Annotated in this window: 20 protein-coding genes and 1 tRNA gene; 16 read left to right on the forward strand and 5 right to left on the reverse strand. The window is 35.7% G+C overall.

Annotated features, from left to right (window positions below; translation table 11 throughout):
- Positions 1 to 119 precede the first annotated feature (119 nt).
- The 4 genes from MUW74_RS03640 (at position 120) to MUW74_RS03655 (ending at position 7,193) form a co-directional block, all read left to right on the forward strand.
- Positions 120 to 1,712: an ankyrin repeat domain-containing protein gene (locus MUW74_RS03640; protein ID WP_243518574.1), complete on the forward strand. Its 1,593-nt coding sequence runs from the start codon at positions 120 to 122 to the stop codon at positions 1,710 to 1,712.
- Between the two features lie 605 nt (positions 1,713 to 2,317).
- A complete protein-coding gene (gene recG / locus MUW74_RS03645; protein ID WP_243518571.1) occupies positions 2,318 to 4,405 on the forward strand; it encodes an ATP-dependent DNA helicase RecG in 2,088 nt (695 codons plus the stop codon).
- Positions 4,406 to 4,485: 80 nt separating this feature from the next.
- Positions 4,486 to 5,991: a carboxypeptidase M32 gene (locus MUW74_RS03650; RefSeq protein WP_243518569.1), complete on the forward strand. Its 1,506-nt coding sequence runs from the start codon at positions 4,486 to 4,488 to the stop codon at positions 5,989 to 5,991.
- 116 nt (positions 5,992 to 6,107) lie between these two features.
- Positions 6,108 to 7,193, forward strand: coding sequence for an alpha/beta hydrolase (locus tag MUW74_RS03655; RefSeq protein WP_243553074.1), 1,086 nt, complete (start codon positions 6,108 to 6,110; stop codon positions 7,191 to 7,193).
- A gap of 10 nt (positions 7,194 to 7,203) precedes the next feature.
- Here the strand turns inward: MUW74_RS03655 and cysS are convergent, their stop codons facing one another.
- Positions 7,204 to 8,691, reverse strand: coding sequence for a cysteine--tRNA ligase (gene cysS, locus MUW74_RS03660; protein WP_243518563.1), 1,488 nt, complete (start codon positions 8,689 to 8,691; stop codon positions 7,204 to 7,206).
- Between the two features lie 159 nt (positions 8,692 to 8,850).
- Between cysS and MUW74_RS03665 the strand changes: the two genes are divergently transcribed.
- Genes MUW74_RS03665 through murG form a run of 3 tightly spaced genes read left to right on the forward strand, consistent with a single transcriptional unit; the run spans position 8,851 to position 12,169 of the window.
- Positions 8,851 to 10,413, forward strand: coding sequence for a Do family serine endopeptidase (locus tag MUW74_RS03665; protein WP_243518560.1), 1,563 nt, complete (start codon positions 8,851 to 8,853; stop codon positions 10,411 to 10,413).
- Positions 10,414 to 10,463: 50 nt separating this feature from the next.
- A complete protein-coding gene (gene lptC / locus MUW74_RS03670) occupies positions 10,464 to 11,063 on the forward strand; it encodes an LPS export ABC transporter periplasmic protein LptC (protein WP_243518557.1) in 600 nt (199 codons plus the stop codon).
- A gap of 5 nt (positions 11,064 to 11,068) precedes the next feature.
- On the forward strand, positions 11,069 to 12,169 hold the full coding sequence (murG, locus tag MUW74_RS03675) for an undecaprenyldiphospho-muramoylpentapeptide beta-N-acetylglucosaminyltransferase (protein WP_243518553.1): 1,101 nt from the start codon (positions 11,069 to 11,071) through the stop codon (positions 12,167 to 12,169).
- 84 nt (positions 12,170 to 12,253) lie between these two features.
- Here the strand turns inward: murG and MUW74_RS03680 are convergent, their stop codons facing one another.
- Positions 12,254 to 13,126: a deoxyribonuclease IV gene (locus tag MUW74_RS03680; protein ID WP_243518550.1), complete on the reverse strand. Its 873-nt coding sequence runs from the start codon at positions 13,124 to 13,126 to the stop codon at positions 12,254 to 12,256.
- A gap of 113 nt (positions 13,127 to 13,239) precedes the next feature.
- On the opposite strand from MUW74_RS03680, the gene ppa reads away from it, so the two are divergent.
- The 6 genes from ppa (at position 13,240) to MUW74_RS03710 (ending at position 20,565) form a co-directional block, all read left to right on the forward strand.
- On the forward strand, positions 13,240 to 13,767 hold the full coding sequence (gene ppa / locus MUW74_RS03685; RefSeq protein WP_243518547.1) for an inorganic diphosphatase: 528 nt from the start codon (positions 13,240 to 13,242) through the stop codon (positions 13,765 to 13,767).
- 37 nt (positions 13,768 to 13,804) lie between these two features.
- Positions 13,805 to 16,306 (forward strand): DNA gyrase/topoisomerase IV subunit A, encoded by a 2,502-nt coding sequence (locus MUW74_RS03690; protein ID WP_243518544.1) that lies wholly within the window; start codon positions 13,805 to 13,807, stop codon positions 16,304 to 16,306.
- 151 nt (positions 16,307 to 16,457) lie between these two features.
- Positions 16,458 to 17,234, forward strand: coding sequence for a hypothetical protein (locus MUW74_RS03695; RefSeq protein WP_243518541.1), 777 nt, complete (start codon positions 16,458 to 16,460; stop codon positions 17,232 to 17,234).
- Between the two features lie 332 nt (positions 17,235 to 17,566).
- The gene (locus MUW74_RS03700) at positions 17,567 to 18,445 is read left to right on the forward strand and encodes a hypothetical protein (RefSeq protein ID WP_243553075.1); all 879 of its coding nucleotides are present in this window, start codon (positions 17,567 to 17,569) and stop codon (positions 18,443 to 18,445) included.
- Positions 18,435 to 19,016: a dTDP-4-dehydrorhamnose 3,5-epimerase gene (gene rfbC / locus MUW74_RS03705; protein WP_243518530.1), complete on the forward strand. Its 582-nt coding sequence runs from the start codon at positions 18,435 to 18,437 to the stop codon at positions 19,014 to 19,016. The genes MUW74_RS03700 and rfbC overlap by 11 nt, the downstream gene beginning before the upstream one ends.
- Before the next feature lie 325 nt (positions 19,017 to 19,341).
- Positions 19,342 to 20,565, forward strand: a complete 1,224-nt coding sequence (locus MUW74_RS03710; protein ID WP_243553076.1) for a hypothetical protein — start codon at positions 19,342 to 19,344, stop codon at positions 20,563 to 20,565.
- A 140-nt stretch (positions 20,566 to 20,705) separates the two neighbouring features.
- Here MUW74_RS03710 and MUW74_RS03715 read toward each other — a convergent pair whose 3' ends face one another.
- The 3 genes from MUW74_RS03715 to MUW74_RS03725 form a co-directional block, all read right to left on the reverse strand.
- Positions 20,706 to 21,263: a phosphatase PAP2 family protein gene (locus MUW74_RS03715; protein WP_243518524.1), complete on the reverse strand. Its 558-nt coding sequence runs from the start codon at positions 21,261 to 21,263 to the stop codon at positions 20,706 to 20,708.
- The gene (gene trmD / locus MUW74_RS03720) at positions 21,244 to 21,942 is read right to left on the reverse strand and encodes a tRNA (guanosine(37)-N1)-methyltransferase TrmD (protein WP_243518520.1); all 699 of its coding nucleotides are present in this window, start codon (positions 21,940 to 21,942) and stop codon (positions 21,244 to 21,246) included. The genes MUW74_RS03715 and trmD overlap by 20 nt, the downstream gene beginning before the upstream one ends.
- A 46-nt stretch (positions 21,943 to 21,988) precedes the next feature.
- Positions 21,989 to 22,063: transfer RNA gene (locus MUW74_RS03725), tRNA-Met, on the reverse strand.
- Positions 22,064 to 22,147: 84 nt separating this feature from the next.
- Here MUW74_RS03725 and MUW74_RS03730 point away from each other — a divergent pair.
- The 3 genes from MUW74_RS03730 to MUW74_RS03740 all read left to right on the forward strand — a co-directional run bounded on the left by MUW74_RS03730 (position 22,148) and on the right by MUW74_RS03740 (position 25,155).
- Entirely contained in the window at positions 22,148 to 23,704 is a 1,557-nt protein-coding gene (locus MUW74_RS03730) for an LptF/LptG family permease (protein ID WP_243518518.1), read from the forward strand.
- Between the two features lie 138 nt (positions 23,705 to 23,842).
- Positions 23,843 to 24,340, forward strand: coding sequence for a helix-turn-helix domain-containing protein (locus MUW74_RS03735; protein ID WP_243518515.1), 498 nt, complete (start codon positions 23,843 to 23,845; stop codon positions 24,338 to 24,340).
- Positions 24,341 to 24,531: 191 nt separating this feature from the next.
- Complete coding sequence (locus MUW74_RS03740) at positions 24,532 to 25,155, forward strand: helix-turn-helix domain-containing protein (protein WP_243553077.1); 624 nt, start codon at positions 24,532 to 24,534, stop codon at positions 25,153 to 25,155.
- Positions 25,156 to 25,489: the final 334 nt, after the last annotated feature.

The following is a 25,489-nucleotide window of genomic DNA, read 5'->3' on the forward strand; positions in this document are numbered from 1 at the left end:
ATATCAACTACTACAAATAACTAAAAGATTATAAAAAAATATAAAAATGCTTGTTTAAATTATTTTTATTGTTTATTATAAATTTGTGATTCATTTATTTCTATTTAATATCGGTTTGCATGCAACATAATAAATTCTTCACTAGCCATTCCAACTTAGTAGTAATAGGCTTTGTAATGCTTTTGCTATGCACTGCTGGCTGTAACCAAATAACTGTTAAACATGATGTTAAGCAATCTGTTGAATCAAAGTCTGAAACTAACCAATTTAGTCAATCTTTTTCTGGCACTGATCCTGAGAAAATTTATGCCAGGTATATTCAACATCTTAATGAGTGTAGCATCCAGAAATTTGAATGTATAGTTGAATGTGAAATTCATATAATGCTTTCACAAAGCGAAGAGCAACAACAAGCTGCTAGCTCTTTATCCAATATATTGGTACATTTACTAAGCTCACTAACACCATTGAAAGAAAACTTTACTACCATACCTGAGGATCCGTCTGGCCAAACACTTAGTAAAATAGCAATTTTATTAAACAAGCTTTCAAGTCATGCCCAAACACTTCAATCAGATTCATTAAAAAAATTCAAATCGCTTACGCATGATCATATCATTTCAACAGTTGCTTTTAAGAAGGCCTTATCATTAGCAGTCGAACGCGCTCCCATAAACGTAGTCAATACAGTACTATCAAGTATATGCCAAATATATCAATCAGACCTTTCCCAAATACGCCAAATTATTTGTAGGCCTTTAGAAGAAGGCAATTATAGTTTGCTTTATAAAGCACTATTACGTCCTAGATCTAATTCAATAGCAATGATACTTTGCTTGGTACGTCATCTAGTTGATATAGAGCCTTGGCTTAATGATGATACTTCTTTGCTTTCGCATATAAAGCTTCTGCCTCTGGATATAAAAAGTTGTTTTTTAGACCAACAAGTTGAATATGCTCCTGGTAAATATCATACGGCCCTACATTTTGCCATTGAAAACGCTAACTATCAACAAGTTCAATGCCTACTAGAGCTTGGAGCTGATCCAAACATAAAAGATAGTTCAGGAAAAACCGCTTTACATTTGGCTTTCGGAAGAAATGAACCTGTTATAGTTGGATACTTACTGAAGTATGGTGCTAGCCTATGTCTAAAAAATAGCCAAGGAGTAACTATTTTTTCTATGGATCAGATGTTTAATAAAGCTTTAAACTTATGCGAACGTCTATGCCGTTCGAGAAGATTAGCCTCTAAGCGTCAGAGGCGAGCAATAACTGATTTAAGGGATATGTTACTTGGATTTAAAACTTTATGGAAATCAGTTACCTTTCGTAACCAATATAATTTGTTACGTACTCAATACCGAAATCTAGTTCTAGGCGCCTACAAATCTTTTCACCAAAACTTTCCCTACGGACAGAATTTAGAACACCATTATACATGCCAGAAAATTACGAATTGGTTAATTTTGTGTAATAATATACTAGACCTTGATAGCCAACTAATGTTTGATGATGTAAGAATATCTCTTAGTCCAAAAAGTGATGATAGCCATGATAGCTATGATAGTCAACTAACCTGTGATAGCGGAGTGACGCATGCCAGCAGTGGTATCGGTCATCCCCTCTACTGTAAGCCTTTATCCAGTACGCCTAATAATTATAACGAGCAATGCGCAAAGCCTCTATGCTTTTCAATAAGCTCTTTTTAGATAAACTGGGCCAAATAGATAAGACTTATCAACTACACATAAGTAAGCTTTCCACAAAAATCTATCCATTTATTTACATTTATCTACATTACCAATTACCTTAGTAAGGTAGATAACTTAAAAATGATTAAGTGAACATGTAAAATGATGATACAAACAAAGTTATTAAGAATATAGTTACATACTTTTTATTAACAATTTTTCTTCTTACTCTATAGCTAAAAGGTCAATCTACTAGAGAGTAAAAAATTGATGAAACGGTATATTTAAGCAAAAACTACATTACTTTTACAAGTATTTTACATATAATTAGCTTTTAATCAACTATATTCAGGTCATATAAAGTTGATGATTGAAGAAAATAAATACCCATTTCTGATCCCAATCGGTTGGTGGATAAGTCCAATCTACTAACTACGATTATTCACAATCTTATTTTAGAAATTATACTTTTACACAAATCCACAGCTTAATAAGAATAAATTTTTTGATTTATATCAAATTACTTATAATAACTCTTAGATAAGTGTGGATAAGTAACCTTGCTGCTGAGCTTGCTCAGTCTAATCATAAAACGTTTATCCTACCTTGAACCTTTCTTAATTATGGATAATTTTTTTTCCAGAGATATAACACTCCTTGCAGGATTAGATAAAGGACAATTACTTAAGGATGAACTGGGTATACACACTTATGAAGATCTTTTGAAGCATTATCCATTTCGGTATGAAGATCGAAGTACCCAATCTACTATTGCATCATTAACCCCTACCCCTGCAAGTGTACAATTACAAGGTTACATTAGAAAACTGCAAAAACTCGATAAGGGAAAAAAAAGATTGGTAGCACTATTTGAAGATAATACAGGACAGTTAAACCTTATATGGTTTCATAGTATTTCCTGGATTATGAAGAAAATAAAGGCTAATGTACTTTACTATGTTTGGGGTAAGCCCATTTTTTTACCAAATGGCCAAAAACAAATTATTCATCCGGAAATAAATTCGGTAATCGATAAATCATATAAAACAAGCAACTTGTTGCCTTTATATCATAGCACAGAAAAGCTAAAAATAAATCAACTGGGTAATAAAAAAATTGCTTTTTTACAAAAAAAGTTGTTAATTCAACTCAATGGAGTTATAGAAGAAACTTTACCAGGTTATCTATTGACACGTTATCGACTTCCATCTTCAGTAGAAGCTTTTATACATATCCATTTCCCTACTAACCAAACCCTATTAAAACAAGCTCAAAGGAGACTTAAGTTTGAGGAGTTGTTTTTTATTCAGTTAAAATTGCTTAAAGTAAGGCAGGTACGTTCAGAAAAAGAAAAAGGTAAAATCTTTAATGATTTATCATTATTCAACCTATTTTATCATAACCATTTACCTTTTAGCTTGACCAATGGTCAAAAGGAGACTATCAGAGCAATATATCGGGATTTAAGTTCTGGCAAGCAGATGAATAGGCTTCTACAAGGTGATGTAGGAAGTGGTAAAACAATTGTTGCTTTTCTTGCCATGCTCATGGCAATAGGTAATGGGGCACAAGTGGCGATTATGGCTCCTACTGAAATTTTGGCCAAGCAGCATTTTGAACGTTTTTATCTTTTTAGCCAGCAGTTGAACCTGCATATTGCTTTACTTACAGGGAGTACTAAAAAGAAAGAAAGAGAACATATTTTATATCGACTTAAAGTAGGCATACTACACATTATAGTGGGCACACATGCCTTGCTAAGCGATGACGTTTCGTTTCATGAGTTAGGTTTTTTTGTAATAGATGAACAGCACCGTTTTGGTGTCGCACAGCGTGCTGGTCTTTTAAAGAAAAATCAAATTTATGCACCCCACATACTCATTATGACCGCTACTCCTATTCCAAGAACTTTAGCTATGACTTTTTATGGTGACTTGGATCTTTCTACTATTTATGAATTACCATCAGGTAGACAACCTGTTAAGACACAACACTTTTATGAAAACTTTCGCTTAAAAGTCTTTCAATTTATAAGAGAACAACTTTTATTGGGTAGACAAATATATATTGTCTATCCCCTTATTGAAGCCTCTGCTTCATTGGATTATAATAATCTAATGGCTGGTTATGAATCTATTACTAGGGCTTTTCCGGATATTCCTATTGGAATGATACATGGCAAAATGGATAGCGTAGCTAAGGATATAGAGATGAAGCGTTTTGAAAAAAATGAAACGCGTATTCTAGTTACTACAACGGTTATAGAAGTAGGTGTTAATATACCTAACGCAACAGTGATGGTTATAGAAAGTGCGGAGCGATTTGGATTATCTCAATTGCACCAGTTGCGTGGAAGGGTGGGCCGTGGTAGTGAACAATCCTATTGTATTTTAATGACCGATTATCGTTTAAACAAAACAAGTAAGGAAAGAATCGAAACCATGGTTAAAACAAGTAATGGGTTTGAAATAGCGGAGTTGGATCTTAAACTCCGTGGTCCAGGGGATCTAATGGGATTGCAGCAAAGTGGTGCCTTAAATTTAAAAATAGCTGATCTGTCAAAAGATGCTGCTATTTTAGAAGTAGCGCGTGATGTAGCTAAGGCGATCATTGAACAAGATCCGGATTTTCAGCATCCCGTTAACTTGCCAATTTATAGAGAATATACTAGATTACTTGCTGTAGCTGGATATTGGAATAAAATAGGATAAAGATAGCGTAAAGAACCTTTTTTAATTTTTTTGTTTGGTCTTTTCATAGACGCTCAATCAATACTTATAAACAGTTCGCTATGTCACTGTACAAAAGTTTTGTAGAAAAATTTAGCCACATTCGCTTGCTCCATCAAGTGGAGGCGCTTTTGTCATGGGATCAACAAACTTATATGCCTGCTGGTGCAATTGATATTCGTGCTAAACAACTTGCTTACATGGCTAGCCTAGCACATACAGAAGCAACTAGTAGTATGTATCGTGATACATTAGCCGAAATGATCGATATCGATACGGAAACAGTTAAATTGCAAGGGTTATCCTTAATGCAACAATCCAACCTTAGGCAATGGTGTAGAGATTTTAAAAAAAACAACAAACTACCTCAAGATTTTATTAAGGCCTACTATGCCACTACTACCACTGCAACAGAAATATGGAAAAAAGCTCGACAAGCTGCCAATTTTTCTTTATTTAGCCCCTGGCTTGAGAAGATTGTAACCCTTAATAAAGAAAAAGCCAATCTGTTAGGCTATCTAGATAGTCCTTATGATGCCCTTATCGACTTATATGAACCTGGTGTAAACACTTCTACCTTATCCATGCTTTTTGCTGATTTGTCTGATTTTTTATCTTCTCTTGTAAGAAGAACTAATGGAAAAGATAGCCCTTATGAGAGCTATTTTAAGTATTCTTTTCCACAAGCAGCACAAATGGAGTTTGGTTATTTGCTCTTACAGGCGATGGGCTTTGGGGGTGAACATAGTAGGTTAGATTGCTCTGTTCATCCTTTTTGTTCTGGAATACATCCTTCTGATGTAAGATTAACCACTAGTTTTAATGGTGGTTTGTTGGCACATATTTTTGCTGTTTTACACGAAGGTGGCCATGGACTTTATGAGTTAGGACTTCCTAAAGGGGAATGGGCTACACCTGCTGGTCAGGCTGCCTCTATGGGATTACATGAAAGTCAATCCAGATGGTGGGAAGTGATGATTGGCAAGTCTTTGCCTTTTTGGTCTTATATTTACCCTTTTTTTCAAAAACAATTTCCTCATTTTAAGTCACTACCACTTGCTAATTTTTACCGACATATTAACCATGTACAAGCCTCGCCTATTCGTATTTATGCAGATGAAGTAACCTATTCGTTGCATATTATTCTTAGATTTGAAATAGAAAAACAGTTAATAGAAGGAACGATTCATGTAACAGATATTCCAGAGATTTGGAATGCCGCTATGCAAAAACTTTTAGGTATTACACCTAAAAATGACTCAGAAGGGTGTTTACAAGATATTCATTGGTCTTCAGGTTATTTTGGTTACTTTCCAACTTATGCATTAGGTAATATTTATGCAGCCCAATATTTTGCTGCCTTTGCTAAATCTTTTCCAGACTGGCAGGTGAAAGTAACTAATGGATCGTTTGCCTTTATAAATGACTGGTTGCGCCAAAAGATTCATCGATTTGGTAGAATGTATAATGCGCAAGAAAGTATGAAGCGTATTACCGGTTGTCCGATATCTATAGAACCTTATAAAGATTATCTTTCAAATAAGTATAAAGCACTTTCTGCTGCGTAGAACTAGTAGAGCTAAATGGGTATTCCATATATTTAGTGTAAATAATTTGCAGTCAGCCTATTGGGCATATAGGTCTAATTAAATCTAAATAAAAACGCTAAATGCACTATAAATAAATGTTTTATTTTAATATTGTTATTTATCTAACTATTTTTCTTTCTATTACTGGTTTTCATTGTGCTAGACTAAGTGAAGGCACTTTAACAGATTCAAATTCAAATTTGAATCTAAAACAAGATAAGGGTAACCCCGTAATTGCTCTTTTGCATGGCTTAAACTCAAAAAGCTCCTGTTTTAATAGCCTAAAAGAAAATCTTGAACAGGCTTTTCCTGATGCGCTTGTTGTTGCTTTGACTAGTGTTGAAAACCATAATACTGTGGTGCTTTCCATAAAAGAACAAGCCAATAGCACCTTCAAGGAACTGCTAGAAAAAATACCTGATGTATGTAATAGGCCTATCCTACTAATAGGGCATAGTCAAGGTGGCCTTCGTGCTTATAAAATGTATGATGCATACAATGATCTATTAAATGTAAAAGGAATCATTACCCTAGCTACGCCATGGGAAGGCGCTCCTGTTACTAATGCAGATCAAGCATTATTGTCAGAATATTGCCAAACTCCTTTTGTTTGGAGAGATATACAGAAGTTCTCCATGGACTATGAAAAAAATATTGATTTTATGAATACCACTTTGCAAAAGATAATCAAAGATTACCAAAAAGTAAGTAAATGCAGTGGAATAATAGATTTAAAGCCACAGAGCAAATTTTTATGTGAAGTTGCAGAGAAGCTTCCTAAGCTATTAGTTCCTATTCTAGCTATAGGAGGGGCCCAAAGTGACTTTAGGGTTTTTCTAAGCAAAAAAAGCAACTATGATTTTAAAAATTTACGTAACGTATGGACCATGTTTATAGTGGGTGAACCGTATAATAGAGCAAATAAAGCACATGATATGGTAGTGCCTCTTTACAGTCAGCATGCGGATAATATTGCACGAGAAAATAAAAATTTCGAACGATTTGTAGTACTAGATGCGCTTCATGATGAAGTTTTACTATTACCACCTGAGAAAAAATTCCACAATATACTTGAGCATCCTCGTGCATTTGAAAAGATTAAGGAATTTGCTAAAAGAGTACTATCTCAACCATCCAATCAAAAAACGAATACACCACAAAGTATCGCAGAGGTTGCTTGAAAAAAGCACTCTATTGATATTCCCAACGTATGCCATTTGGATGATCTTTTATAGCAATTCCTATTTTATGAAGCGTAGTACGTATAAAGTCAATTTGATTATACTGTTTTGCTGATTTAGCCTTTTGGTAAGTCATTAACACTATCTCTAGCATAGGATGAATAGAAGAGTTATGGTCTTCTTTGAACCCTAGTAGGTCTATAAGAAAAGTAGTATAAGTCTTGCGTAATGCATTCCATGCGGCTTTTGAGATAGCTGCGTAACTCAATGTCCCATTATGCCATCCATTTATTTTTTTTAGCAAATTAAATAAATTTGCTAAAACCTTTGCTGTATTGAAATCATCGTTTATAGCGCTATAGCAAGCAGCACAATCTGCATAAATGGCCTCATCTAACCTACCATTTGTATGAGTGTTTTCTACGGCTTCTTGGTCGAGCTGAGTCAATAGATACCAACCATTCATTAACCTGCGATAGCCTTGATAAGCTGCTTGTAAGCCCTCTACTGTAATAGAAAGTGTGCTTCTGTAATGGGCCTGTAGCATAAAAAAGCGTAATACCATAGGGCTATAAGGCTGGTCTATGGCTGAGTGGCTTCCTGTAAAAAGCTCGTCTAGTGTAATAAAGTTACCCAATGATTTACCCATTTTCACTCCATTAATTGTAACTAAATTATTATGGATCCAATAGGTAGCCAAATCGGTGTTTAAGCTAGCTTGTGCTTGCGCTATTTCGCATTCATGGTGTGGAAAGCGCAAATCCATGCCGCCTCCGTGAATGTCAAACTGATTGCCTAAATATTTTGCAGACATAGCAGAGCATTCAATGTGCCATCCAGGAAAACCCTCCCCCCAGGGAGAAGCCCAACGCATAATATGCATCGGTGTTGCCTTTTTCCATAAGGCAAAATCTACGGGATCTCTTTTATCTGTTTGTTTGACTAATGAACGCATGCCTGACCGGGTTGCTTCTATCATTCTACCTGAAAGTTTGCCATAATGGTGCATTTGATTGTATTTAGCTACATCAAAATAGACAGATCCATCGATTATATAGGCTAACCCATTTTGAATGATCTTTTCTATCATGGTAATTTGTTCGGGAATGTGTCCGCTTGCACAAGGCTCAATGCTAGGAGGTAATAGATTAAGCTGTTCCATATTTTTTCGATAGTTATTGGTGTAGCGTTGCGCTACCTCCATAGGACTTACCTCCTCTAGCTTGGCTTGTTGTGCTATTTTGTCCTTGCCTTCATCTAAATCTCTTTCCAGATGGCCTACATCAGTAATATTACGTACATAACGAACTTTGTAATCTAAGTGTTGTAGATAGCGGAAGAGTATATCAAAGGTAATGGCAGCACGTGCATGACCCAGATGTGCTTTTCCATAAACGGTAGGACCACATAGATAGATACCCACAAAAGGCGGTCTAAGGGGTTTAAATAGTTCTTTTTGTCTGGTTAAACTATTGTAGATACATAATGGTTGCTGCATATTTGTATAGGTCAAAAATATTTTAGATTTTTGTTAGTGTACTTATATGTTCGTTTTTAGCATAATATGCACTTCTATAGCATTTTGTGCATAGAGTTTTAAGCTTTGGGCGAATTAAGCAGCAGCAAACAATTGTAAAATTACAAAAATAAAATCGCTATGTATGAACAATTTAAGAAGCAATCTGTAGAAAAAAACCTATTTAGTATAATTGTATTGGCTCTATTTGGTGTGTGGTCATGTTTCCGTTTGCCTTATATACTAGGTGAAAAACAAAAACCAATGCTTGCTACAGTAGCTACCCAACAGGTTCGGCTTCCTTCTGTAGAACAGCATCAACCACTCGAGAAGACTCCATTAGTATCAGAAGATAAACCTCTGTTAACCAAACTGCCCGATTTTACCTATGCAGCTAGAGTAGCTACACCAGCTGTAGTGCATATACACGCCTCTCAAGATCCTAAATTGCTTAAACGGCATATTACACCTTTAGAGCAATTTTTTCAAGAATTTTTTGGAGAGAGACTAGTGATACCCAAAGAGTATCAGAGGCCTGCCCAAGCATCTGCTGGTTCTGGTGTTATTTACAAAAGTAATGGATATATTGTTACCAACAACCATGTGATTGAGGGGGCAGATAAAATAAAAGTAACCTTGAATAATAATAGGTCTTATGAAGCAAAATTGGTTGGTACTGATCCTCGTACTGACTTAGCACTTTTAAAAATTGACGCATCTGGCCTTCCTGCCCTAGTGCTAGGTAATTCTGATAAGTTAGAGGTGGGAGAATGGGTGTTGGCTGTTGGTAACCCCTTTAATTTAAATTCTACAGTCACGCAAGGGATTGTAAGCGCTAAATCTAGACGCTTAGGGGGGTGTGGTAACGGAAAGTTAGATATTCAATCTTTTATCCAAACTGATGCAGTTATCAATGAAGGTAATAGTGGAGGCGCATTGGTCAATTTATATGGGGAATTAATTGGCATCAATACGGCTATTTATGCTTCAAGATCTGCCTCCTTTATGGGATACGGGTTTGCTATACCTGCTTCTTTAGTAAAAAAGGTAGCTGATGATTTTATCCAATATGGTGCCGTACAACGTGCCTTATTAGGCGTAATCATTGATGATGTAGACGCTACGTTAGCTGAAAAATTAGGCTTAAAAGTAGTTAGTGGGGTCTATATTCGTGGCATTCAAGAGCATAGCCCTTGTGCAAAGCTATTGCAAAAAGAAGATGTTATTACCCAAATAAATGGGCGAAAAGTTAATAATTATTCGGATTTACAAGAAATAGTCGCTTGTTCTCAACCGGGAGATAAGTTAACTATTACCTTATATCGCAAGGGTAAAGAAAAAATGGTCAATGTATTGTTGGAAAAAGCACCTGATGCGTTGCAAATTGTAGAACAAGGTAATAAACTGAAAGTAGAAGGTGCTGTTTTTCAAAATCTTGATCCAAAAACAAAAGCTAAATTTAAGCTTTCTGGTGGTGTTTTGGTTGAGGAAGTTACCAAAGGAAAATTTCAAGCTGCTGGCCTTAAAAAAGGTTATATCTTAGTTGCGTTTGATAAGAAACCTGTTGCAGGTATAGTGGAATTAGCTGAAATCATTCGACGTACAACAGAACCTGTTTTGATACAGGTTATAGAACCTAATAAGGGCGCTACTAGTTATCTAGCTATTGACTTGGGTAGTCCTACTTGTCATAAGGAGAAATAAGGTCTGCCTATGTACCTATTGATGGCCTTTACATACTTTTTTGGCTTATAATGATCAAGAAAAATATCTTTTTAAACTTTATCTGCAGTTTTAATGGCCTTCTATTTCTATTTCTATTTTTATTTGCTATAATTAGCTGGTCTGCTCCAGTATATGCTGAAAATGATTTACCGGAAGAGGTTCCTCTATTAGAAACTACTCAATTTGAGCTCTTGGGGACAAATTCTGGTAAGTTACGTATAAGCATTAGGGCATATGAGATGCGTCAATATGAAAGTGGAAATATAACGTTGACAGGTGAAATAGAAATCATTATATTAAATAGTAAATCTGATAAAGGCGAAGGTCCTATTCATATTCAAGCCAATAGGCTTTCTTACAATAAAGAAAAAAACCTTTGTGTGATAGCCGGAAATGTTTTGCTTACTAAGCCGCAGCAACAATTCAAAATCAACACGGAGCATTTGTGTTATGATATGAACCAAGAAGTAATATTTACAGAAACCCCTGTTGTAATAGCAGATAAGGAGCATGTGTTAAAAGGGAGTTTATTACGCGCTACAAAGGATTTAACCAGGTATACAGTCACTGGGCCTAGTGGAACAGTAGACATGAAAAAAGAGACTGTTCTAGGGGCTAATCCATTATAATATTTATGCGTGTTTTGATAGGTTGTGGAGGTACTGGGGGGCATATTTATCCTGCGATAGCTATTGCCGATGGGATTAAAAAACAATTTCCAAATGCGACCTTCCTGTTTGTAGGCGCAAAAGGAGGTAAAGAAGTAGGTCTAGTAGTTGCTGCTGGTTACCCTATTATGAGAATTAGCATAAGAGGCTTTCAAAGAAATAAAATTATTAAAAACCTGTTGTTGCCTTTTCTTCTTTTAAAAAGCTTATATCAAGCAAGATCTATTATTAAATCATTTAAGCCTGATGTAGTTATTGGAACAGGAAGTTATGCCTCTTTTCCTACCTTGTTTGTAGCTTCTATTCAAAAAGTTCCTACGCTTATTCAAGAACAAAATAGCGTTGCTGGATTAACCAACCAATTGCTTTCTAGATGGGTTAACAAGATTTGTACAGGTTATCCAAAGGTTATTTTTCCTTGTCCAAAAGAAAAAGTAATATTTACCGGTAACCCTGTACGTGCATCCCTCTGTACTTTTCAAGAAGACCGCATGGATGCGCTTGAGTATTTTAATTTTTCTGCTTTTCAAGATAAAAAATGTTTACTAGTAGTAGGTGGAAGTGGAGGTGCAAGCGTATTGAATAGTACTATTTTAGAATGGAAAGAACAATTGAGTAACTTAGATATCCAAGTTATATGGATAACGGGTGAGCGTTATTTTGAGCCTATTAAACAGGCTATGAAAGATTATCGTTATATAAAATGTTATCCCTATTTAACTAATATGGAAATGGCTTATGTAGCAGCTGATATTGTTGTTGCCAGAGCTGGAGCGCTATCCATAGCAGAGCTTTGTGTAAGAAAAAAACCTGCTATTTTGGTTCCATCATCCAATGTTGTAGGAGATCATCAAACGAAAAATAGTTTACCACTAGTTGCCCAAGGGGCAGTTATACAGATTACAGATCAGGAATGTCCTTTTTTACTTATTCCTAAGGTAGTAGAATTATTCAATGATGAGGCGCAACAATTAGAGCTAGTTAAGCAAATGGAACCTTTTACCGCATTACATGCTGGTGCCCAGAATAAGCTAGTGGAAGTAGTCGTTGAGTTGATAAAAAGGTAGTGGTATGCTTTTTTTACTTAATTAATTGATAAAAACAGATATGTTTTTGTACTTTTGAAGCATGACTATAATGGTGAATAGATCCTAAAAACTTTGCAAAAGTTTGATTTCTTTTATCCACATAGTGTCACCATTAGGTGTTTCTAAATATTTAGGGATGAGTTTAAGTTTGGGGTGTTGCATCATCGCCTTAAAGCAAGCCATGCCTATTTCTCCATCCCCTAAGTTAGCGTGTCGATCTTTTCTTGAACCAAGTGGTGTCATGGAGTCATTGACATGTAGTGCATAGAGATGGTTTAGGCCGATGATTGACTCAAATTTAGCCAATGTATCTTCCCATTCGGCAAGTGTACGAATAGCATACCCTGCTGCAAAAACATGGCAAGTATCCATGCAAACCCCAATAGGCACTACCTCTTTGACTTTTTGGATCATATAGGCTAACTGTTCAAATGAATGGCCAACCGTAGAGCCTTGGCCTGCAGTAGTTTCTATAAGCAAGCGTAAAGAGTTCTCTTTTTGAAAAAGTGGTTCAAGTGCCCATAAGCTTTGCACGATTCTGTCTAAACAAGCAGTGGCATGATCACCCGTTGCAGCACCTGGGTGAAAGTTTAAATAACTGACCTTTAAAGCTAAACAACGTTCTATTTCTTCTATAAAGGCACTGCGGCTTTTCGTTAATAAGGCTTGTTGGTTGGAACCCAGATTGATTAGGTAGCTAGCATGGCTCATAACCTGTTGCATAGAGGTAGCCTCCAGCGTATCATGCCAGCTAATCAGCTCTGCTTTGTTTAATGGTCTACTGGCCCATTGGCGTTGGTTGCTCGTAAAAAACTGTATGGTAGTAGCACCTATTGTAGCGCCATGCAGTAACGCTTTCTCAAGCCCCCCTTGAGTAGAAGTATGGGCGCCAATAAGTGATTTAGTTTGATGTATTGTTGTGGAAATTGCTACCATATACGTTTAAGGTTTTTCTATATTAGTATAGCAACCTATGGTTTTCTATCTAAATTACATGATTCATCTAATATAGACTATATTACTGGTTATTTAATTAAATCTTAAACGGAATGAACATAGAAAAAATATCATCAGGAGATGATTTTCCAAATGACTTGCATGTCATCATTGAAATCCCGATGCATCATGATCCTGTAAAGTATGAAATGGATAAGTCGTCTGGTACTTTATTTGTGGACAGGTTTATGTCAAGCCCTATGTATTATCCTTGTAACTATGGATTTGTACCCCATACTCGTTCTAACGATGGAGACCCAATTGATGTTTTAGTAGTAGCTACTTATCCTATTATACCTGGTGCAGTCATTAAAGCTAGACCTATTGGCGTATTGTTGATGGAGGATGAATCTGGTTTTGATGAAAAAATTATTGCCTTGCCTACTAAAAAAGTAGCACCTGAGTTTGCACATATTGACCATATTGAGCAATTAAGCACCCTTTTAAAGGGTCGCATTCTACACTTTTTTAGCCACTATAAAGACTTGGATAGTGGAAAATGGGTTAAAGTAAAAGGATTTGAAGGGCAAGAGAAGGCTATAGCACTTTTGAAAGAAGCTGCGCAAAACGTTATAGGATAGTTAGTCGGGTAGGTAATATGATTTCTTCTTGAAGATTATGAACGAAAGATCCGACTTAGAACAAGACACTAATAACCTAGATAATACCGTGGCTTCCATAGGGACTATGGAAGCCATGTATGAGCAGTGGTTTTTAGCATATGCTTCTTATGTAATTTTGGAGCGAGCCGTACCTGCTATAGAAGATGGTCTCAAACCTGTGCAGCGTCGGATTCTCCATGCCATGCAGCTAATTGATGATGGTCGTTATAATAAAGTAGCCAATATTGTAGGTCAAACCATGCAATACCATCCCCATGGCGATGCATCCATTACAGAAGCCATTGTAGCCATAGGGCAAAAAGAATTATTAATAGATACACAAGGAAATTGGGGAGATGTACGAACTGGAGATAGTGCAGCTGCAGCTCGTTATATAGAAGCCCGTCTTGCGCCCTTCGGCAAAGAAATTTTGTACAGCCCACAGATTACAACCTGGCAGCTAGCTTATGATGGCAGAAAAAAAGAGCCTCGTAACCTTCCGGTTAAATTTCCCCTATTGTTGGCCCAAGGCGTAGAGGGGATTGCGGTAGGACTAGCTACTAAAATTTTGCCCCATAATTTTATAGAATTGATACAGGCCTCCATAGATTTGCTTAAGGGTAATGCCATTGACCTTTTTCCAGATTTTGCAACAGGTGGTTTAGCAGATTGTACTCATTACCAATCAGGAAAAAGGGGAGGAAAAGTCCGGGTGCGTGCCCTTATACTAGTCCGAGATCAGCAAACATTGGTGATCACCCAAATCCCTTACGGAACAACGACTACTAGTTTAATTGAATCTATTCTAAAAGCACATGAAAAAGGTAAAATAAAAATTAAACATGTAGTGGACAACACGGCAGAAGATATTGAAATCCTGATTAACCTGCTTCCTGGTCAATTAGCAGAAACCGTTATAGACGCACTGTATCTGTTCACAGATTGTGAGGTAAGTTATGCACCTAATGCTTGTGTGATTCAGGATGACAAACCTGTTTTTGTAACCGTTCATGAGCTCCTAGCCTATACGGTAGACCGTACCACTGCTTTATTGGAACAGGAATTGCTTTTAGAAGAGCAGACATTAAAAGAAAAAATATTTTTTGCTAGTTTAGAAAAAATTTTTATTCAAAACCGTATCTATAGGCAGATAGAGGATTGTCAAACCTGGGCAGATTTACTCATGACCATAGCAGACCATCTAAAGCCTTATGATTTTTATCGGCCGATTGTAGAAGCAGATTTGATTCGTTTAACCGAGATTAAAATTAAACGCATCTCACAATACGATAGTTTACGTGCGCAGGAGACATTGACCCAGCTCCAAACCAACTTAGCTACTACCATACATCATTTACAGAACTTGAAAGACTATACCATAGCCTGGTATAGTCGTTTGCTTGAAAAATATGGAAAAGGTCGAGAAAGAAAGACAACCTTAACTAGCTTTGATACTATTGAGCCACATGATGTAACGGCAAAGGAGTATAAGCTCTATGTAAATCGTAAACAAGGTTTTATAGGTTATGGCCTTAAAGGAGAAGAATTTGTTGAACTTTGTTCAGATATAGATGATGTGATCGTAATAGGTAAAGATGGCCAATATGTTATTACTAAAATAGCAGATAAACTTTTTGTAGGGAAAGATATTATGCACGTTTCTGTTTATGATAAAAAAGATACAAGACGCTGCTATAATCTAATTTATGTGGATGGTGCCACCGGTATAGCCTTTGCCAAACGGTTTCAGATTATAAGTATGACACGTGATAAAACCTATGATCTCACCTTAGGTACACCGGGTTCTAGAGTAGTCTATTTAAGTTCACATCCCAATGGAGCTGCTGAAATCGTTACCGTTTTACTCTCTCCTATTAGTAGAACAGCTAAAAGAAAGTTTGAATTTAACTTTGCTGATTTAGCTATAAGAGGACGTGCTGCCAAAGGTAATATCTTAACTAAGCATGCTATTTATAAGGTTCAACCAAAAACACAGGGTTTTTCTACCCTAGCTGCCGTGGAGCTTTGGTACGATCCTGCTACTGGTAGCATAGCCCCTAAGGGCAAAGGGCAATTATTAGGTCTTTTTGACCCAACAGATAAAATATTGGTAGTCTTTAAAGAAGGTGAGTACCTTGTAACCACCTATCCGTTGCCTTTTCGACTAATCCCGGATCGGGTTTTGCTTATAGAGCGATTAAAAGCTTCACATGTGCTTTCAGTGGTCTATTACAACAGTGTAGTGCGAAACTATTTTGTAAAGCGCTTTGTGGTAGATGTACGGGTTTTGCATAAGAAATATAACATATTCTTTTCAGAATCAAATAATTGCGTCTTAAAAATAGTTACTTCTTTTGTAGCACCCAAATTACAGTTGCACTATTTGGTGGATACGACTAATAAAGATAAACGATCAATTATGTATGATTTAGAAAAAGTGGCTGTTAAAACTACTAAGGCTAAGGGCACTCTACTTTCTAGAAGTAAAATTACACAAGTAGATTTGTGGAACGAATAATTTTTTTGTTTGGTAAGGATAGCTTAAAATTGGGTTATTTTTAGCATCAACTATTCATATATTAAGCTTGTTGCTTTTATAACTTAGCTGTTTAGCCTCAAGTCATTGTGCTATGTGATTAAATCATTTTAAGTACTATCTAAAAAGTAACATGAAAAATACCCTACAAAAAATTATAGGTGTAATGGCATTATCAGCCAGCTTGCTAAGCTATGCATCAGCCTTCGCTACAGTACTCGATTCTGACCAGGTAGTGAGTGGTAAACAGAATCTTTCGTGGTCTATTGGTGTAAAAATACTTACTAAAAATTGTTTTCAAGTTCTTGTACACCGTACTGCTAGTGGTGTAGAATTAGCTATTGATATTTTTGTAGGTTTGAAACTGTCTGATAAAATATCCATGCAAAGTGGCTTGATCTGTGGTTACAACGATTTGTATACAGTAGGTTATTATGCCTGGAAAAGGGAGGTAATTAGTGGTTGGTCTCTTGTTCATAGGCGACCTACAAAAACTAAATCCACAGTATTGCTAGACGTAGATAAAGTTACATTTTACGCGATTAGTATTCCGTTATCTATTCGCTGGTATCCAGGCAGCGGTCGGCAATTTGCATTACATGGGGGACCTCGTTTGATGATACCTATATCTAAAGTAGAACAAATTTGCTGCCAGGATTTGATTCTTGATCAGAATAGTAACTTTTGGGATCAGTTTCTAAAATTTATTGATGGTAAATTAAAGCATAAAGCATCTAACAAGTCGCTTAATGAGATTGCACTTCCATCTTATTTAACCTTTGACTTTGGATTTGATTACACATTCAAATCTGGGTTTATAATAGGTATGAATGGGTTAGGTACTCAAATAGGCTATGATTTTACGCACCTGTTTACTAAACAGGTACTGGCTATGCCGGCCGATAATTAGTAATTAAAAAGCTTTGTTGTATCCATTCAGTATTATAGTGTAGCTACACAAAAAATGCCTTCAGTAAAATAGTTGTTTGCCAGAACTTTTTACAGGGGACTTGATTTTTTGTCCATTTTTTGATCAAGCAAAAAGTGGGATTAAAAACTTTTTTACCAATCTTGCGAAGATATACGCTTTTATTTTTGTAAAAAGTTTTATTTTGCTTGGAAAGAGGAAATGGTGATTGCTCAAAAGCTTCATTTAATTGAAGTTTGTTGCTTTGCATAACTTGTGCTGTAGTTGTCAGCTAAAAAAACAATTTAATGGTGACGAAAATACAAATTTCTGTGATGCTTGTTGCATTATGCACATTTTTTGTAACTCATCATTCGGCTTCTCCCATAATGCCTTCCACTACTCCAGTGGAACAATCCGTACAAAAAAATGATTTTTTTGGTAAACAAGCCGAGTTTTTCTTGCCTTTTGGTATAAAAGCTTGGGCAAAAGTAGATAAAAAAGTTATTCAGAACCGTTGGGCCCTTGGTGGTGAAATAGCTATTGGTCCTGTTATGGAATGGCATCCTTTAAATGGAATAGGTATTCAAATAGGATTGCTTTATAGTTATAATGCCTTTTTTACAGTATGTTTTTCGCTTGACCGTAAAAGATTTTTGGATACAAGTTTGTCCTCGTTTGGCACACGTGTTCTAAATGCAATTAATGCTTTATCTGCCAAAGGTGAAGGCTATATAGCCCATGGTGGTTTAGAGCATATAGCATTTCATGCAATAAATATCCCCCTGTTTTTTGAGCTGTATCCAGAAAAAAGTCTCAGGTTGGTATGTTATGGAGGCCCTCGTTTCCTATTGACCTTGTCTAATCTAGCTATAAAAGAATTTTGTCCTGTCTATATTGATACGTCTAATATTAAAAAAATATTATTTGAAGCCTTGGATAGAGCTAAAAATCTCGATCCTGATAGTAGCACCACCCTTGATGATATAACTAATATAGCTGAAGATGGCCTATTGCAAATATATCGTTGTATTTTTAATCTTAATGTTCATCCTCATTATCATCCTTATCCAGGTCAAAACCAACTTCTTCATAAAAAGCAGCGCTATTGGGATATCGTTTGGGATTTTGGACTTGAGTTTAGAGCAAAATCTGGATTTGTAATAGGTATGAATGGGTTAGGGGTTGTACTGGGGTATCGTTATGTACGATAATTTCTTCTTATTAACCAAAGTCATGCAGCTAGACGAACCCTATCTTGTAGGTCTTGTGTTGCTTAGACCTACTATACATTATGATAGCAGAGGTTATTTTTTTGAAACCTACCATAAAGAAAAATATAAAGCAATGGGCTTGGATCTTTGTTTTATACAAGAAAATCAATCTTTATCTAAAAAAGGAACGGTTCGTGGCCTTCATTACCAGCTGATTCCTTATGCACAATCCAAATTGGTTCGTGTGGTAGATGGCGTTATATGGGATGTGGTAGTAGATTTGCGTAAGGGAATGGATACATTTGGTAAATGGCAAGGATTTTTACTTTCTTCAAAAAATCAACATCAACTTTTTATTCCTAAGGGTTTTGCCCATGGCTTTATAGCGTTAAGTAACCAAGCTATAGTGACTTATAAGTGCGATGCATACCATTGCCCAAATGCAGAACAAGGTATTCATTTTCAAGATCCTACATTAAATATTCCTTGGGAAGATTATGGTAAACCCCAAATTATTTCAGCAAAAGATGCCGCATGGCCTCTTTTCCAAAAGGCAGTCTTTAATTTCTAAATATTTATGTGAACAATAGCCTTCTTGTCAAACCCTACTTCTGTTGCTAATTTGCACATCGAGCTAATGTTTAAAGTTTCACGTATATCTAATTAGGAGCTGGTTTTCCAAGAAGTCTATTATTGATTATAAATTTGTTTTTAAAAACTATTTGTTAAAAACATTAAAAAATACTTGCAAAACTCAATTTATATTTATATAATAACATTTTTTATTACAAAGCAACTAACAGAGTTTTTTCTATATAGATTTAAGACAGCTATATAAGGCTATTGATCCTAAATACGAAATGGTTATGAATCTGCTAGGTTTAGTACAAGATAGATTGCAATATATATTATATGGTATAATTTTAATATCTATCGTTACTTGTAGTAAAGTGCCCTTTGTAGTTGCTGTTCGTAAGCGTGCGCAAGAGGCTGAAAACAGGTCATCTAAGCATAATAAGCAAGCTAGCGTTTGCCCTTCTAAAACATCATCTCGCTATCGTGGTAACGAGCTTCATTGGGCCGTTATCCATTGTGATGCACATGGTGTTGAAAGGGTATTCCAGTATAAGTCAGTAAACTGCATCAAGCGTGTACTGAAACAAAATGATAGTTGGGGAGTCCCTCCTGTATATTGGTGTTTAAATACTAATAATGTTTTAGATAAGCAACAACCGGCTCGAGGAAAAAACTATTTATCTATATTGGAGCATTTTTTAGATAATCCTCATTTTAATCTTTTTATACGAGATAAATTCGATAGAAACTTGCTCCATTGGATAGTTATTAATAAAAATCTAGAGGCACTGCAACTGATATTGGCTAGGTTCATAACGAACCATTCAGCCAAACTCAAGAAGCTAAGCAAAAAGGACTCGTTTGGTTATCCTCCTTTACATTATCTAGTTGTAGATCATTTAGATACTTGGACTAAAGCACATTCAGCTATACTGAAATATTTTTTAGAGCATGATCTAGGTGATGTTAATGCAAAAGATGCTGAATATTTACCTTTGTTATATTGGTTAATTTACTATAACCAGTCAAAGCTTGCAGTAATAGTATTAGCATCTCGGCAGCTAGAAACATTTAGAGCGTTTATCTCTAACGCACTTGACCAATCTTGCAGCTCTCGCTTTGGCCGCAGCCATAGACCTTTGACCTTAAAACAGTTATTGGCCTCTGTAAGGGCAATTTTAGAGGTGTCTGTAAAGTTTTTAAAAACTGCTGATCAAGTAGATACAGATTTAATGAATACAAAAAAAATGTTATTAAACAGATATTTTGGTGTGGATGTATGCAATCAACCCATTAACGGAGTGTTAGATATACTCAAGTTAGTCTTAGAATCATATAAGTTTGAAGAAGCAATCAAGCGCTTACAACAAAACCCATTATTGGATGAACTTAAAGAAGACATAGAGGATATCTCAAAAATATTTGACTGTCCAATTTATAACGCTGATCAAGGAAACGGACTGATAGTAGACTCAAAGCCAGTTGATGAACAAAAAGTAAAAGATTTTATAAAAGAAACCTACAAAAGATATGTTTATAAATAGCTAGAGGGGTATCTGCTCCAAGCGTAACTATTTTACAAGAGACATTTTTAGTGTACTGCTGCCACAGTAGTGGATAAATGCCCTAAAAGAGCTATGCTTTAAACGCTATATAAGTCTTATGAGCCTCAGGACACCACTAGTTAGCTTTTATCGTTACAGCTTTTATTCCTTGTTTCATAAAACCGATGCACCCACCATCCTATAGAGCAACCAACTATCGCACCAAATAAAATATCTGATGGATAGTGCACCCCACCATATATTCGACCATACGAAACAATAGTAGCCCATATAAAGAATAACCAGCTGAAGGGATACAGCGTTTTAAACGTTCGCCAAAAAAGCATTGCAAAAGCATATGTATTGCTCGCGTGAGATGATGGAAAACCATATATGCCTTTATAGCTACCTAACAGATGGATCTCTGTAATCGGCATCACATAGCAAGGTCGGTATTTTGCAAAAAATGGTTTGAGCCATGTAGCAGAGGATTGATCTGAAATAACAATCGTGAAGATAAAAAGTAGCACAGCATCCCAACCCAATCTTTTTTTAATAAAAAATATGAGCCAGATATATAGGGGAGTCCAAAAAAAAGAATTAGTTACCAATAAAAAAATAATATCCATAACTGGATGATGCAACTGGTTTAGTATAAGAAACCATGTTTGGTCAAACCTATTGAGAATGGTTAACATCATCAGTAGCTAGCAGATAGGGTCGTCTTGTTTTAGTTCTAGCGAGCGTTTCTTGTTGCGTCCAGGCTTGAATAGCTTTATGATTACCAGAGCATAACACATCTGGAACCTTTTTACCCTCAAAATTATAAGGTCGTGTATAAGCAGGTGGTGCTACCAATCCATCTTGAAAAGAGTCCGTTAGTGCAGAAGAAGCATCTGATATAACACCTGGTATAACCCGAACCATAGCATCCGCTAAGACCAGTGCAGGCAATTCGCCTCCAGAAAGCACATAGTCCCCAATACTAATTTCTAGCGTAATAAAGTGCTCACGTATCCGCTCATCTATTCCTTTATAGTGGCCACACAATAGTATCAAATGCTGCTTAAGGGAACATTTATTCACAAGATCTTGTTCTAGTGGCAGGCCATCTGGGGCCATATAAATAACTTCATCGTAGACTCTTTCTTTTTGAAGTGCTTTGATGCAATTGGCAATTGGTTCTGCCATTAATAACATACCAGCTGCTCCACCATAGGGGTGATCGTCGATTTTACCATGTTTGTAGGGGGTATAATCACGTAAGTTATGTATGTATACCGAAAGGTATTGCTGTTTTATAGCTTTTTGAAAAATAAAATGTCTAAGTGGACTCTCAAACCACTGTGGACAACAAGTGATAATATCTAGCCGCATCCAAGTAAGAGAAATGCCTTGTTAAACATAGCTATGTAAAAATATGTAGCGAGGAGGGGAGTTGAACCCCTGACCTTCGGGTTATGAATCCGACGCTCTAAACCGCCTGAGCTACCTCGCCCTAGATTACCTTTACTAAGTTCTATAGGTATAGTAGTTAAATTGTTTCTATATTTAGGGTAAATTTAGGCACAAATTTATAAAAATGAGCAATATTGGTATTAAAAAAATTGACAAACTACTATTACGTACTTTTGTAACTACTTTTATACTATTACTTGTATTGGTATTATTTGTAATGGTCATACAAACTTTTTTCGCAGTATTTAGTAATATTGCAGGTAAAGGATTGGGCATCCGGATTTACTCAAAGTTGTTGTTTTACTTATGTTTGAATATAGTCCCTGATGCTTTTCCTGTTGCGATTCTCATGACCTCTCTTATTGTTTTTGGTAATTTTTCTGAAAGCTGTGAATTAACAGCCATGCGTTCTGTAGGCCTATCTTTACAACGTACCCTACAGTTGCCTTTTATTTTTATTCTTGTTTTAAGCAGTACGCTCTTTTATTTTCAACATTACATTTATCCAAATAGTAAACAGAAAATTTTTGCTTTAGTAAGTGATATCTGGAAAAAAAAATCTGCTTTGTTTATTCAACAAGGTATTTTTTGTAACAATATACCAGGATATAGTATTCGAGTAGATAAAAAATCAACTGATAATGAGTCTATGGAAGGTATTATTGTATATGATTATACTAAAAAGTATGGAACCGTTTCTATAATAACTGCAGAGCAAGGTAGGCTCTACACTACTCCAGATGAAGGCTATTTGGTCATGGAATTGACCAATGGACATAATTATGTAGAACCTTTACCTGCTAAACATGATGATGCTACGTATGATCAAAAACCATCTTTTTATAGAAATGGTTTTTCAAGTCAAAAACTAAGGATTAGTTTAGAGGCACTTAAGCTTGGTAAAACAAATGCTAAATACGCTCTTGAGCCAAGAACAAGAACTCGCCCGCAGTTAAAAAAAATGATTGAAGAAAGGGCGCAAGGGTTAGTAGATTATCGTAAAAATAGCCAAAAATTCTTGGTTCAAGAAGCTATTCATTACTATGGCATAGCGCCGTCGAGCTTATCATTGAATCATGGTACAATCGAGGGATTAGCATCAACGCTTCAAACAACTAATCAAGAGGCTGATTTTATTTTGCTTAGAGATCGGCTTGTAGAAAAAAAAATTAATTCAGGTATAGAGTCCCCTACCCAACCGCATGACTATACTTTACAACGGGTTGTTCAGGATGCGTTGTATCATGTAAAGAAAAGAAAAAAAGCCTTAATCCATCAGAGAAATGATGAAACTATAGTTCAGGCAGATCTGAATGATGCTTTATATCAGCAGGAGCATCGTTGTGCAATTGCCATGCGATGTGTGATTATGTTTTTACTAGCAGCTCCTTTAGGTTGTATTATTAGACGAGGTGGTTTTGGCATATCTGTAATCATTAGCTCTTTTTTTATATTGCTAGAGTATATTCTTTCTATATTTGGCAGGGATTACGCTATGTCAGGTGCCATCTCCACTTTTATGGGCGCTTGGCTGCCTAACTTTATGCTATTGCCTTTTTGTTGCTTTTTTTTGGTAAAGGCCGAGCAAGGCAGAGGACTATGGTCAACCGATTGGTACGCTTTTTATATAAAAGTTAAAAACAAGATTAAGCGAAAAACTACTACAACAATAAGGTCATAAAGTGCATTTACTGGTTTTAATAAAAGTACACTTAACAATATTAATACAACATATGCGCAATTACTTGACAGTTATATTGGCAAATTTGATCTAAAATAGTACTTTTTTGTGTTGCTTGCCGCCATGTATATTGTGCACATGGAAGAGCATACAGAAAAACATCAAGGAAAAATAGTCGAGGCAGCTATTAAAGAAACGGGTTACCAAATGAAGGCAGTAGCTAGGGAGTTAAATATTGCCCGTAACACCCTTTATATTAGATTAAAGGAAGCTCAGTTAGAAGATTCGTTTATTATAAATGTTAGCAATATCATACACTACGATTTCTCTAAAGTCTTTCCGGAAGTATATGAACGAGCTAAAGCTAAGGTGAAAAATAAGCCTGAGCGTTTCTATTCAGATCAGCCTGATCCGTCTGGCTCATCTGATGAATTTCCTCAGTTACCATACTATGAGCATGTATATAAAAATCCATATTTTGTTGAATATAACTTATTAATTCGAAAATATGTCAGACTGATGGAGGATTACCGTACATTGTTGAAAATTTTAACCGCTATAGCCAATAACAATGAATTAATAGGCGTTAAAAAAGAAATTATGGAGTTCTTAGAAAATGAAAAAAAAGAAAACTAAAGACAAAAGTTTGTTTCCATAAAAGTTTTTAGTTTTTCCCTAAAGCAGCAAATCTTACTATCTTAAGAATAGAATTACAATTTTATTATCCTACTTTAGTGAATCCATTGCTAGGAAAATGAATTCAACGTATCATTATTTATTTAACTATTAAATTCACCTACTTTAGGTATAGACTCCCATTCAGTACTGTGGTAGGGTTATCTACCATAGAAAAGGAATGTTCCTTAACTTTTATCCAGGCCTTGATTTTTGACCTAAAGGTAGCTTTAAAAAAATTTTACCAATGCTGTGAACAGATACGGTATTTTTTTGTTTTGCTTGCAGCTATTTATATTGCAGTTATGGAACAACACAAAGGAAAAATAGTAGAAGAAGCCATTAAAAAGAGCGGCTTTCGAATGAAAGCATTGGCTAATAAGCTAGGTATTGCCCGAAATACCCTTTATACTCGGCTAAAGGAAGCTGATATAAAAGATTCATTTATTCTAGCTATTGGTAGGATTATACACTATGATTTTTCTAATGATTTTCCAGGTATAGATCAAAAGAATGAAAATAAGTATAGGTTTAATGCTGAGGCCCCTGATTACGAGCTTAAAGAAAATAATTATAAGCTGAGCAGTGACTCTGCTGTTATAAAAGATCCTTATTTTGATAAACTACAAGCATTAAATAAAAAATATCTCAATCTAATGGAAGATTATAACAAACTTTTGCAAATTTTAATTCTGCTAGCTAACGATAATGAATTAATCGGTATTAAGCAAGACATTGTGGGATTCATCAAAAATATTCAGAGTCAGAAAGATTAAAACAGTTGTATCCATGCAACATGGTGGCAGGAACACGTACAAAAAAACACCCTTTGTAAAATAATTGCGATTAGCAATCATCCTTTACAGCTAAATAGAAAAACGTTTCCATTTAGCCCTATGGCAGAGGTACACACAAAAAGAAAAAAGTAAGTTCAAAACATCTTATTTGCCACTGACTTGAATAGATACCATTCAGCTCTAAAGCTTTGTTTTAAGCAAATGTCCTTTAAGGGTTAACTTATATACTGAAGCAACTTCTGTCAGGGTTTCTTCTAGGGATAATTGTAACAATTCTGATGTGTCATTTGTGTTTCCGTTCACGACTGTGGCA

It is taken from the genome of Candidatus Cardinium sp. cBcalN2 (assembly GCF_022810445.1).
GTDB lineage: Bacteria > Bacteroidota > Bacteroidia > Cytophagales > Amoebophilaceae > Cardinium.